Annotated in this window: 14 protein-coding genes; all 14 read left to right on the top strand. The window is 30.6% G+C overall.

Going from position 1 to position 13,013, the window contains the following annotated elements; genetic code table 11:
• Positions 1–3 precede the first annotated feature (3 nt).
• The 14 genes from GKZ86_RS13655 (at position 4) to rfbA (ending at position 13,009) form a co-directional block, all read left to right on the top strand.
• Positions 4–897, top strand: coding sequence for an NAD(P)-dependent oxidoreductase (locus GKZ86_RS13655; protein ID WP_154783667.1), 894 nt, complete (start codon positions 4–6; stop codon positions 895–897).
• 80 nt (positions 898–977) lie between these two features.
• Positions 978–2,120 (top strand): N-acetyl sugar amidotransferase, encoded by a 1,143-nt coding sequence (locus GKZ86_RS13650; protein WP_154783666.1) that lies wholly within the window; start codon positions 978–980, stop codon positions 2,118–2,120.
• On the top strand, positions 2,117–2,731 hold the full coding sequence (hisH, locus tag GKZ86_RS13645) for an imidazole glycerol phosphate synthase subunit HisH (RefSeq protein ID WP_154783665.1): 615 nt from the start codon (positions 2,117–2,119) through the stop codon (positions 2,729–2,731). Before GKZ86_RS13650 ends, hisH begins: the two co-directional genes overlap by 4 nt.
• A gap of 2 nt (positions 2,732–2,733) precedes the next feature.
• Positions 2,734–3,504, top strand: a complete 771-nt coding sequence (locus GKZ86_RS13640) for an AglZ/HisF2 family acetamidino modification protein (RefSeq protein WP_154783664.1) — start codon at positions 2,734–2,736, stop codon at positions 3,502–3,504.
• A complete protein-coding gene (locus tag GKZ86_RS13635) occupies positions 3,504–4,538 on the top strand; it encodes a polysaccharide biosynthesis protein (RefSeq protein ID WP_154783663.1) in 1,035 nt (344 codons plus the stop codon). The genes GKZ86_RS13640 and GKZ86_RS13635 overlap by 1 nt, the downstream gene beginning before the upstream one ends.
• 6 nt (positions 4,539–4,544) lie before the next feature.
• Positions 4,545–4,961, top strand: a complete 417-nt coding sequence (locus tag GKZ86_RS13630) for a WxcM-like domain-containing protein (protein WP_154783662.1) — start codon at positions 4,545–4,547, stop codon at positions 4,959–4,961.
• A gap of 9 nt (positions 4,962–4,970) precedes the next feature.
• On the top strand, positions 4,971–6,089 hold the full coding sequence (locus GKZ86_RS13625) for an NAD-dependent epimerase/dehydratase family protein (protein ID WP_154783661.1): 1,119 nt from the start codon (positions 4,971–4,973) through the stop codon (positions 6,087–6,089).
• A gap of 31 nt (positions 6,090–6,120) precedes the next feature.
• The gene (wecB, locus tag GKZ86_RS13620; RefSeq protein WP_154783660.1) at positions 6,121–7,263 is read left to right on the top strand and encodes a non-hydrolyzing UDP-N-acetylglucosamine 2-epimerase; all 1,143 of its coding nucleotides are present in this window, start codon (positions 6,121–6,123) and stop codon (positions 7,261–7,263) included.
• 2 nt (positions 7,264–7,265) lie between these two features.
• On the top strand, positions 7,266–8,477 hold the full coding sequence (locus GKZ86_RS13615; protein ID WP_154783659.1) for a glycosyltransferase family 4 protein: 1,212 nt from the start codon (positions 7,266–7,268) through the stop codon (positions 8,475–8,477).
• 97 nt (positions 8,478–8,574) lie between these two features.
• Positions 8,575–9,501: a glycosyltransferase family 4 protein gene (locus GKZ86_RS13610; RefSeq protein WP_230328248.1), complete on the top strand. Its 927-nt coding sequence runs from the start codon at positions 8,575–8,577 to the stop codon at positions 9,499–9,501.
• Positions 9,494–10,636 carry a DegT/DnrJ/EryC1/StrS aminotransferase family protein gene (locus GKZ86_RS13605; RefSeq protein WP_154783657.1) on the top strand — a complete coding sequence of 381 codons (1,143 nt, stop codon included), beginning with the start codon at positions 9,494–9,496 and terminating at the stop codon, positions 10,634–10,636. The genes GKZ86_RS13610 and GKZ86_RS13605 overlap by 8 nt, the downstream gene beginning before the upstream one ends.
• Before the next feature lie 15 nt (positions 10,637–10,651).
• A complete protein-coding gene (gene rfbC / locus GKZ86_RS13600; RefSeq protein ID WP_154783656.1) occupies positions 10,652–11,200 on the top strand; it encodes a dTDP-4-dehydrorhamnose 3,5-epimerase in 549 nt (182 codons plus the stop codon).
• A complete protein-coding gene (rfbD, locus tag GKZ86_RS13595) occupies positions 11,200–12,048 on the top strand; it encodes a dTDP-4-dehydrorhamnose reductase (RefSeq protein ID WP_154783655.1) in 849 nt (282 codons plus the stop codon). Before rfbC ends, rfbD begins: the two co-directional genes overlap by 1 nt.
• Positions 12,049–12,124: 76 nt before the next feature.
• Positions 12,125–13,009: a glucose-1-phosphate thymidylyltransferase RfbA gene (gene rfbA / locus GKZ86_RS13590; protein WP_154783654.1), complete on the top strand. Its 885-nt coding sequence runs from the start codon at positions 12,125–12,127 to the stop codon at positions 13,007–13,009.
• Positions 13,010–13,013 lie beyond the last annotated feature (4 nt).

The following is a 13,013-nucleotide window of genomic DNA, read 5'->3' as shown; positions in this document are numbered from 1 at the left end:
GAAATGTCAACATCAATAGTTATAGGTTCCAACGGTTATATAGGTCATAATTTAACGGACTATCTAAGAAGCTTAAACGAAGAAGTTTATTGTTTCGATATCCAGGATAAATCAATAAATGATTCTGATAATTATAATCAATTGGATATTACAGATTACAACAGTGTTTGTGAGTTAAATTTAAATGTAGATTATATTTACCTATTTGCCGGTCTGACCGGAACTTCACAAGGGTTTGACAGTTATGGCAAATATATTGACATTAATGAAAAAGGATTGCTCAATATTTTGACAAGAATGAATGAAAGTGGTTCTCAAGCAAGGATTGTTTTTCCGTCAACAAGGTTAGTTTATAAAGGAAAACAAAATACGTTATTGAAAGAAGATGCCGAAAAAGAAACCAATACAATTTATGCACTTAATAAGTTGACATGTGAGTATATACTAGCAATGTACCAAAAAGCTTTTGGAATACAGTATACAATCTTCAGAATTTGTGTGCCTTATGGTTCTTTGGTTAAAAGTGAAATATCATACGGCACTCTTGGCTTTTTTTTACAGAAAGCAAAAAATCAACAAAATATTGAGCTTTATGGCGATGGATCATTGCGAAGAACATTTACCCATGTAGTTGATATTTGTAATATAATCCACAGTGCTATACAATATGAAGAATCGAATGGTAAAACATATAATATAGGCGGTGAAAATCTTTCCTTACTAGATGTAGCTTCAGAAATAGCTAAAAAACATAGTGTTAAAGTTGTTTTCACTGAATGGCCAAAGTTAACTTTGCAAATTGAGTCAGGTGATACTATTTTTGATAGTGAAGATCTTGATAAATTGGTAAATAAAGGAACCTATTATAATTTCCGTGAATGGCTATTAAAAGAATAGAACATTAAGTAGAAATAAAAGTAAGTGTTTTTTGAAATTTTTAAAAAGTAAAAATATATTTTTTGTAAACATAAAATAAAATGAATAAAAGAAATTATCAAATCTGTACCAAAACTATTATGGATACCTCAGATCCGAATATCGTTTTTGATGAAAATGGAATATCAGATTATTATCATAATTTTCAAAATATCATACTTCCTAATTGGCACACAGGCGAAAAAGGTTATGAAGAATTAATGCAAGTTGCAGAAAAGATTAAAAAAGAAGGAAAAGGAAAAGATTTTGATTGTATTATTGGCCTAAGTGGAGGATTAGACAGTTCTTATGTAGCTTATGTAGCTAAAGAAATTATGGGTTTAAGACCACTTTTATTTCATGTTGATGCAGGTTGGAATACTGACAAAGCAGTTGGAAATATAGAAAAGCTATGTAATGGTTTAGGTTTAGACTTGTACACTGATGTAATTAATTGGGAAGAAATGAAAGATTTACAGGTTGCATTTTTGAAATCTCAAATAGCAGACCAAGACTTACCACAGGATTATGCTTTCTTTTCCGGATTATATAAATTCGCTAAAAAAAATAAGATTAAATATGTATTAACCGGAGGAAATTTCTCTACAGAATGTTGTAGAGAACCTGAAGAATGGGGTGGGTTTCCTGGTATTGATACAATGCTGGTAAAAGACATTCATTCTAAATTTGGTAAACGTGCTCTTAAAACTTTTCCTTTGGTAGATATCTTAAGCTATAAACTTTATTATAGGTATGTATTGGGCATGAAAGTCTTTAAACCATTAAACCTGGTTCCGTATATTAAAGCCGATGCTGAAAAATTATTGATGAAGAAATTTGGATGGGAATCATTTCAACACAAACACCATGAATCTCGATTTACGAGATTTTATGAAGATTATTGGCTGCCTAAAAAATTTGGTTATCAAAAACGACGAGCTCATTTCTCAAGTTTGATTCTTACGGGACAAATGACAAGAGAGGTTGCTTTAGAAAGAGTTTCTAAACCTGAATTAAGTGAAGAGTTTTTACAAAAAGAATTTGAATACGTAGCTGATAAATTAGATTTGTCTATAAATGAGTTGAAAGAAATATTTGAAGGCCCAAACAAGACTTTTCACGATTATAAAAATAAAATAAAAATAATTAGATTAGGAGCAAAAGCAATGTCTATTTTAGGTTTAGAAAAGAGATTATTCAGATGATAACAATTATTGATTACGGTGTAGGTAATATTAATGCTTTTATAAATGTTTATAAAAGAGTGAATGTTGCAACTAAGATTGCCAAAACGGCTGCTGATTTAGAAGATGCTCAAAAAATAATTTTACCAGGGGTTGGTCATTTTGATCACGCAATGTCAGAGCTTATAAAATCAGGTATGCGTGAAAAACTTGATGAATTGGTAATCGTAAAGAAAATACCTGTAATTGGTATTTGCGTTGGAATGCAGATGATGGGTAACTCAAGTGATGAAGGTAAATCGCCAGGGTTAGGATGGATTGATGCTTCAATCAAAAAATTTGATGAAACCAAAATTAAGCAAGTTACAAGATTGCCACATATGGGTTGGAATGACGTACAACCTGTAATTTCGAATCCTTTATTTGACGGATTAGAAAAAGATGCTCTGTTTTATTTTTTACATTCTTATTATTTTGAATGTAATAATACTAGGAATATATTGGCAACCTCAGATTATGGAGGGGAATTTGCTTGTGCAGCACACCATGAAAACATCTATGGAATTCAATTTCACCCGGAGAAAAGTCATCATTATGGTGAAACTTTATTACATAATTTCGCAAAACTCTAAACATGCTTAGACCTAGAATAATTCCAAGCCTTTTGGTTCATGATAATGGATTAGTGAAAACTGTAAATTTCAAAAATCCTAAATACGTTGGAGACCCTATTAATGCAGTTAAAATTTTTAATGAAAAAGCAGTTGATGAATTAGCTATTTTTGATATAGACGCGACAGTATTAGGAAAAGAACCTAATTATAGCCTAATTGAAAGACTTGCAAGTCAATCTATGATGCCTTTATGTTATGGTGGTGGAGTAAAAACAGTAGAGCAAGCTCAACGGATTTTTAGTCTGGGCATTGAAAAAATAGCACTAAGTTCAGCAGTATTGCAAAATCCAAATTTAATTACTGAAATTTCTGATCGGGTGGGAGCACAAAGTGTCATTGTTGTTTTAGATGTTAAAAAGAAATTATTAGGAGGGTATGAAGTGTATACCCATAATGGAAAAAAAGGTACAGGAATTAATCCTTTTAAATTTGTAGAAGAAGTTCAGAAATTGGGAGCGGGCGAGATCGTAATCAATTCTATTGATAAAGACGGGCAAATGAAAGGATATGATTTGGATTTAATAGATAAAGTAAGAGAAAAAATAACACTGCCTATGACTGTTTTAGGTGGAGCAGGTTCTTTGAATGATATTGAAAAGATTATTGACAGACATGGTGTTATTGGAGTTGCTGCCGGAAGTTTATTTGTTTTTAAAGGACCTTATAAAGCCGTTTTAATAAATTATCCCACTCAATTAGAAAAAAATAAGATTTTCAAATTAAATCAATAATGAAAATACAAAACAAAACTCTTCTTATAACAGGAGGAACAGGCTCTTTTGGGCATGCAGTGTTGAATCGTTTTTTGCATACTGATCATTTTAAGGAAATTCGTATTTTTTCTCGTGATGAGAAAAAGCAAGATGACATGCGTAATCAATTAAAAAACGATAAACTTAAGTTTTACATTGGTGACGTTAGGGATTATAATAGTGTCGAAAGAGCAATGCGTGGCGTAGATTATGTATTTCACGCAGCTGCATTAAAACAAGTTCCTTCATGTGAATTTTTTCCATTAGAAGCTACTAAAACAAATGTTTTTGGTACACAAAATGTTATCGATGCGGCTGGAGCTAATAAAGTGAAAAAGGTAATTTGTTTAAGTACAGATAAAGCAGCTTATCCTATTAATGCAATGGGAATTTCAAAGGCTTTAATGGAAAAAGTAGCAGTCGCAGCTTCTAGAAACTTGATCGATACTACAGTTTGTTTGACCAGATATGGAAATGTAATGGCATCCAGAGGTTCAGTGATTCCTTTGTTTTTAAAACAAATAAAAGAGAATAATCCAATAACTATCACTGACCCTAATATGACACGTTTTTTGATGTCATTAGATGAGGCTGTAGAATTAGTATTATTTGCTTTTGAAAATGGTAATCCTGGAGATTTATTTGTAAATAAAGCGCCTGCAGGAACAATTGGAGATCTTGCACAAGCCTTGAAAGAGCTTTGTAAAGCAGATACTGAAATTAAGATTATTGGTACGCGTCATGGCGAAAAATTATATGAAACTTTATGTACTCGTGAAGAAATGGTAAAAGCTGAGGATATGGGAGATTTTTATCGTATTCCGGCAGATAATCGCGATCTAAATTATGCACAATATTTTTCTGAAGGAGAAGAAGATGTTTCTTTAATTGAAGATTATCATTCGCATAATACTGAACAGCAGGATATTGAAGGAATGAAAAAACTTTTGTCGACTTTGCCGCTTATTAGAAAAGAAGTTTTCGGTGAAGATGTTACTCAAATGCCAGGCTAGATAACAATGGAACCAAATTTAATTAGTGGAAATTGTCATTCTGATCACCGAGGAACCTTATTGTACAATAATGATTTTGATGCTTCATTAATCAAAAGAATTTATATTATAGAAAATGAGAGTCCACAATTTATTAGAGGCTGGCAAGGACATCAGATCGAGCAAAGATGGTTTTGCGTTGTTAGCGGAAAATTTAAAATCCAGCTAATCAAAGTAGATAATTGGGAAAAACCATCTGTAAATTTAGAAATCCTTACCTATTTAATTGATTCTGAAAAATTAAATGTACTGCATGTTCCTAAAGGATATGTGAGCAGTATTCAATCTTTAGAGTTAAATTCTAAATTACTGGTAATGGCTGATTATTTGCTGGGCGAAATTAAAGATGAATATCGATATGATATTGATTATTTTAAAATATAAAATCAAAGAATGTTAAAAGTAGGTATTACAGGTCAAGCAGGTTTTATTGGGGCACATTTATATAATACAATTGGACTCTTCCCGGAAGAATTTGCACGAATTGAGTTTCAAAAGGAATATTTTGAAGATCAGAATAAATTAAACGACTTTGTAGCAGAATGTGATGTTATAGTACATTTGGCAGCAATGAATCGTCATAATGATCCTCAAGTGATTTATGATACTAATCTAGGGTTGGTTCAAAAACTGGTGCAATCTCTTAAAGCAACAAATAGTAAATCTCATGTACTTTTTTCTTCATCAACGCAAGAGGGAAGAGATAATCTTTATGGAAAATCTAAAAAAGAAGGCAGGGAATTAATGATCAATTGGTCAAATAATTCAGGAGGGCAATTTACAGGAATGATAATTCCAAATGTTTTTGGGCCCTTCGGACACCCAAATTATAATTCTGTTGTAGCGACTTTTTGTCATAAACTTTCACATAACGAAAAATCGATAATTGAGGTAGACGGTGATTTAAAACTGATATATGTTGGAGAATTAGTAGGTACAATTATTTCTGAAATTAGAAGCAAAAAAGGCAAGCCTGAAATTGTAGTGCAACATACATCAGAATCTAAGGTGTCACAAATTTTAACTCTATTAGAAAAATATAAATCAGAGTATCAGGATAAAGGTATTATTCCAAGTATAGAAACTGTATTTGAGTTGAATTTATTCAATACATTTCGTTGCTATATGGATATTAAAAATCATTTTCCTGTAAAATTTATTGAACATACCGATCCCAGAGGTTCATTTGTAGAAATTATTCGTTTAGGAGTTGGCGGACAAGTTTCTTTTTCAACAACCGTTCCGGGAATTACAAGAGGGAATCATTATCATACCAGAAAGATTGAACGTTTTGCAGTTATTAAAGGCAAAGCTTTAATTCAGTTACGTAGAATAGGTACGGATGAAGTTTTGGATTTTTATCTTGACGGAAACGAACCGGCGTACGTAGATATGCCAATTTGGTATACTCATAATATTAAAAATATTGGAGAAGAGGTATTGTATACTAATTTTTGGATTAATGAATTCTATGATCCAAATGACCCAGATACTTATTTTGAAAATGTATAATTAAAAATAATAATATCCTAGATAAGATATAATGAAATCAAAATTAAAAGTGATGACAGTGGTCGGTACGAGACCAGAAATTATTCGTCTTTCAAGAGTAATGGCAGCTCTGGATAATTCAGAAGCTATTGAGCATGTAATTGTTCATACTGGACAAAATTATGATTATGAACTTAATCAAATATTTTTCGATGATTTAGGAATACGTAAACCAGATTTTTTTCTTAACGCTGCAGGAGCAACTGCTACTGAAACGGTGGGACAAATACTTATAAAAATTGATCCTTTATTAGAGACAGAAAATCCTGATGCTTTTTTAGTTTTGGGAGATACAAATAGTTGTCTTTGTGCAATTCCAGCAAAAAAAAGACATATTCCTATTTTTCATATGGAAGCCGGAAATCGTTGCTTTGATCAACGTGTTCCAGAAGAAACGAACAGAAAAATTGTTGACCATATCTCAGATGTTAATTTGACTTATAGTGATATCGCAAGAGAATACTTATTGAGAGAAGGCTTACCTGCAGATCGAATCATCAAAACAGGTTCACCGATGTTTGAAGTTTTAAATCATTATTTACCATCTATCCAATCTTCGGATGTTTTGCAGAGACTAGGACTGGAAGAAGGTAAATTTTTTATAGTTTCTTCACATAGAGAGGAAAATATAAATAGTGAGAAAAATTTTCAGGGTTTAATGGATAGCTTGAATCTTATTGCTGAGAAATACAATTATCCAATCATTGTAAGTACACACCCGAGGACTAGAAATATGATTGAGAAAAAAAATATTCAAATGCATAAAAACGTTCAGTTTTTAAAACCGCTTGGGTTTAATGACTACAACGCTTTGCAAATGAAATCTTTTGTAGTTTTATCAGATTCAGGAACAATTTCGGAAGAGTCATCAGTATTAAATTTTAGGGCTCTTAACATTAGAGATGCACATGAAAGACCAGAAGCGATGGAAGAGACTTCTGTAATGATGGTTGGTTTGAGTCCAGAAAGAATTATGCAAGGATTAGTGCAATTACAATATCAGAAAATTGGAACGGAAAGAAATTTTAGACTAGTAGCGGATTATTCAATGCCAAATGTTTCCGAAAAAATGGTTCGAATTATTTTGAGCTATACTGATTATGTAAAACGTGTAGTCTGGAGTGAAATAAAATAAGCATGAAAATTTTATTTGTTTCTCAGTATTTTTATCCTGAAACTTTCAAAGGAAATGATATTGTTTTTGACTTGGTAAAAAAAGGTCATGAAGTGACAGTTTTGACAGCAAAACCAAATTATCCGGGTGGAACATTTTTTCCAAACTATTCCTTTTTTAATAAAAGCACAGAAATCATAAAAGGTGCTAAAGTAATTAGGACCCCAATTTATCCAAGAAAAAATGGAAAAGGAACTCACTTAATTTTAAATTATTTATCCTTTATCTTTTTCTCTTATTTTGCTTGCATTTTTAGAGTTAAAGGTAAATTTGATGTTATTTTTGTTCAGCAATTGTCACCAGTTACAATGGCTTTGCCTGGATTGTGGCTAAAAAAGAAAAAGAAATCCCCTGTTTACCTATGGGTTTTAGATTTATGGCCTGAAAGTATTTTAGCTGCTAGTAATTTTAAAAATATTAAAATTATACAGATTATTGAAAAACTAGTTAGATATATTTATAATAATTCAGATGTAATTTTGATTAGTTCAAAATATTTTGAAAATTCTATTGTGGAGAAATTAAAAGATAAAAGTAAAAAAGTTATCTATTTTCCTAATTGGGCTGAGGATATTTTTACTGGAGATCCTCAAAAAGAGATTTCTGTACCAAATCTTCCTAATGGCTTTAACATTATGTTTGCTGGAAATGTTGGAGAATCTCAAGATTTTGAAACAATTTTAAAAGCAGCCCATAGTACTAAGGATCAAAATATTAATTGGATTATAGTTGGAGATGGTAGAAAGTTGGATTGGGTGAAAAATGAAATAAATGAAAAAAAAATAGCAAATATTCATTTGTTTGGCAGATATGAAATCGAAGCAATGCCTTTGTTTTTTAAAAAAGCGGACGTAATGCTAGTATCTTTAAAAGATGAACCTGTATTTGCTTTAACTGTTCCTGCTAAAGTTCAAGCATATATGTCTTCGGGTAAAATTATATTAGGAGTGCTTAATGGAGAAGGAAATAAGCTCATAAATGATAGTAAATGTGGTTTTGCGGTAGCTGCGGGAGATGAAATTGAATTGGCTAAAAAAGCTATAGAATTAAAAAATATGACAGTAGAGGAAAAACTTAAAATGGAATATAATGCTAAATCATATTATGAAAATAATTTTTCAAAAAAGATGTTGCTGGATAAGTTAGAATCTTTGTTCTTGAAAAATATAAAATAGGATAAACATTTTTAGATTTTAATTTTTTAGAAGAACAATCAGTAAATTATAACAAATAATGCAATACACAATACTCGCTATTCTTTTAATGATTTTAATGCTTCTTTATTTTAAAGTTGCGGATAGATTTAATATTATTGACAAACCTAACCAAAGAAGTTCGCATACAGAAATAACATTAAGAGGAGGAGGAATCATTTTTTGGTTCTCTGGATTACTTTATTTTGCACAGCATATTCAAAACAACTATTTTTTCTTCATTGGAATAACTTTAGTCAGTTTGGTTAGCTTTTGGGATGATATTAAAAATTTATCAAATAAAATTAGAATCACCATTCATTTTCTTTCGATTACTTTAATTTTTTATGACTTAGACTTGTTTACTTTAGTTCCAGTTTGGGGTATTGCAATAGCTTATTTCTTTGCTGTTGGATTAATAAATGCCTATAATTTTATGGATGGGATTAATGGTATTACCGGTCTATATACTTTAGTAGTAATGGGAAGTTTATTGTATGTTAACACAAAGATCCAGCTTTTTACGGATAATAGTTTTATAAAATATGCAATGGTAGCGAGTCTTGTTTTTTTGTTTTTTAATTATAGAAAAAAGGCAAAATGTTTTGCTGGTGATGTAGGTAGCATTGCTATTGCTTTTTGGATTATTTATTTAGTTTTAAAACTTATTTTGATAACGAATTCAGTTATCTGGCTTTTATTCTTAGCAATTTATGGAGTTGATGCTATTTGTACTATTGCACATCGTTTGTATTTAAAACAAAACATTTTTCAAGCACATCGCTTACATCTGTATCAAATTTTAAGTAATGAATGTAAAATAGAACATAGATTAGTTTCATTATTTTATGCAATTTCTCAACTTATCGCTTCGATCATAATTATCTTTTTATATCAAAAAGTTCAGGATGTAATATTATTTGCGATTGTTATTTTGCCTTTACTTTTAGTATATACACTTAAGTTTTATTTATTAAATAAAAGTAGTTTAAGTAATAATGGATAATAAACGAATTTACTTATCCCTTTCTCAACAAAGTGGTTTTGAGAACGAATATATTCAAAAAGCACTAGAAAGAAATTGGATTACTTCTGGAGGACCAAATGTTAATGATTTTGAGAATCAATTACAAAATTATTTTGATGACGGATCATTCTTGACAGCTTTAAATTCAGGGACTTCTGCTATACATTTAGCATTAATTTTATTAGGAGTAAAAACTGGAGATGAGGTCATTTGCCAAACTATGACATTTTCAGCATCAGCAAATCCCATTTTATATCAGGGGGCAATACCTGTTTTTGTAGATAGCGAACCTGAAACTTGGAATATTAGCCCGGAATTTCTTGAAACTGCAATAAAAGACAGAATAGAAAAAGGAAAAAAACCTAAGGCAATAATTACTGTTCACTTATATGGCAATCCTTATAAAGTCGACGAAATACATGCTATAGCTGTAAAATACGATATCCCGATAATAGAAGACAGTGCTGAGGCACTAGGAAGTTCTTATAAAAAGAAAAAATGTGGAACCTTTGGGAATTTTGGGATTCTTTCATTTAATGGAAATAAAATCATAACAACTTCAAGTGGTGGAGCATTGATTTCTAATTTAGAGGAATCAAAACAAAAAGCGATTTTTTATGCTACTCAGTCAAAAGATACTGCAGTTCATTATCAACATAGTGAAATTGGTTACAACTATCGAATGAGTAACATTTGCGCAGGTATAGGGCTTGGACAAATAAAAATGTTAGAGAAGAATATTGCAGCAAGAAGAGAAACACATTATTTTTATAAAGAAGTTTTTGAGAACATTAAAGATGTAACTCTTTTTGAAGTATTGAATGAAGATTACTTTTCAAACTATTGGTTAAATGCCATTTTGATTGAACCAAATCTTGCAAAAAATAGAAATACAGAAAATTTAAGAATGGCTTTTGAAAAAGCAGATATTGAAAGCAGACCGCTCTGGAAACCAATGCACTTACAGCCAATTTTTATGAGTTACCCTTATTATGGTGATAAAATTGCCGAAGAATTATTTGAAAAAGGATTATGTTTACCATCAGGATCAAATCTCACAGCAGAAGATAAAAATAGAATTAAGGAAGTGATTACTACTTTCTTTTCAGTATAGAATTAAAATTTTAACATGAAAATTGAAAAAACGTTTATAAAAGATTTAGTTATTGTTGAACCAACAGTTTTTGGTGATGAAAGAGGTTATTTTTTTGAGTCATACAATAAAATTAAATTTAAAGATTTAGGAATTAATATTGATTTCGTTCAAGATAATCAGTCATTCTCAAAGAAAGGAACTCTTCGAGGCTTACATTACCAAAATCCTCCTTTTGCACAAACTAAATTAATACGAGTTTTAGATGGTGAAATAGTAGATATTGTAGTTGATCTAAGAAAAAAATCGCCTACTTATGGAAAAGCATTTAGCGTTTTATTATCTGCTGAAAATAAAAAACAATTATTAGTACCACAAGGATTCGCGCATGGTTTTTCTGTTATCAGTGAAACCGCTTCCGTAATGTACAAATGTGATCAGTTTTATAATAAAGATTCAGAAGGTGGTATTAAATTTGATGATCCTTCATTAAATATTGATTGGGGAATGAATTTAGAAGAAGCAATTGTTTCTGAAAAAGATCAAATACTTCCTTTTATCGAAAATTGTAATAGCTTATTTTAATGAAAAAAATACTAGTTACTGGAGCAAGTGGGCAGTTAGGCTCTGAACTTTCAGTTTTATCTTCAAAATACCCACAATATGAATGGATTTTTGCTGACAGAAATAAAATCACACTCGATAATCTAGAGTTGCTTAAAGTTCAATTAAATGAAATTAATCCTAATATAATTTTAAATTGTGGTGCATACACTGCAGTTGATAAAGCTGAAACAGAAAAAGAATTAGCTTTTACAATAAATCATTTGGCTGTTGAATTAATTGCAAAATATGCTTTTGAAAATAATGCAAAATTAATTCACATTTCTACAGATTATGTTTTTGATGGATCTTCTTCTATTGCTTTAAATGAAGATGCAGAGACAAATCCTATAAATATATACGGTGAAAGTAAAAGATCAGGAGAAATCTCTTGCTTAAAAGCAAATCCAAACTCAATCATCATAAGAACTTCTTGGGTTTACAGCAAATTTGGAAACAATTTTGTAAAAACGATGCAACGTTTAATGCAGGAAAAAGAATCAATTAATGTTGTAAATGATCAAATTGGGTCTCCAACTTATGCCGCTGATTTAGCTCAGGCAATAATTGATATTTTAGAATCTTCTGAATGGGTTCCGGGAATCTATAATTATTCAAACGAAGGCGAAATAAGTTGGTATGAATTTGCGTTGAGTATAAAAGAATTAGGAGAATACAATTGTAATGTTGGCGGAATTCCATCTGCGTCTTATCCAACTCCGGCAAAACGACCAGAATTTTCATTATTAGATAAGAAAAAAATTAAAGAGGTTTATAGCTTAAATATTCCAAGTTATAAAGAGAGTTTGAAAAAAATATTTATAAAATAGAGGTGATTTTAAGATTTAATTTAAGATTTCCAAAGGAGAAATTTAAAGTCTAAATCTAAGATCTAAAATCAAATATATGAAAGGAATTATACTAGCAGGAGGCTCAGGAACTCGTTTACATCCATTAACATTGGCAATGAGTAAACAAATGATGCCTGTTTATGATAAACCAATGATTTATTATCCATTGTCGACTTTGATGATGTCAGGAATCAATGAAATATTGATTATTTCTACTCCGCATGATTTACCAAATTTCAAAAAATTATTAGGAGATGGATCAACTTTAGGATGTAAGTTTAGTTATGCTGAGCAAGCTATTCCAAATGGTTTGGCACAAGCTTTTGTAATTGGAGAAGAATTTATAGGTAATGATGATGTAGCTTTAATATTAGGAGATAATATATTTTTTGGATCGAACATGCAAGAACTTTTAAAATCTAATACTAAACCGAATGGTGGTGTAGTTTTTGCTTATCATGTATCAGATCCGGAGCGATATGGCGTTGTAGAATTTGATGAAAATTTAAAAGCTATTTCAATTGAAGAAAAACCAGAAAACCCAAAATCTAATTTTGCAGTTCCAGGGTTATATTTTTATGATAATTCAGTAGTAGAAATTGCTAAAAATATTAAGCCAAGTGCCAGAGGAGAATATGAAATTACTGATGTAAATAAAGTATATCTGGAAAGAGAAGCTTTAAAGGTTGGTATTTTAAGTAGAGGGACAGCCTGGTTGGATACGGGAACATTTAATAGTTTAATGCAAGCCGGTCAATTTGTTCAGGTACTTGAAGAAAGACAAGGATTAAAAGTAGGTTGTATTGAAGAAATTGCCTGGAGACAGGGATATATAAATGATGCTCAACTTGAAGAACTGGCTTTGCCTTTAGTAAAATCAGGATACGGAGGTTATTTAATAGAATTTTTGAAACAAAAGAGAAAAGGTGTTAAAGTTTAAATTC

This window comes from Flavobacterium sp. LC2016-13, assembly GCF_009707955.1.
In the GTDB taxonomy this organism is placed as follows: Bacteria; Bacteroidota; Bacteroidia; order Flavobacteriales; family Flavobacteriaceae; genus Flavobacterium.
This window is presented reverse-complemented; position numbering and strand designations above follow the sequence as displayed.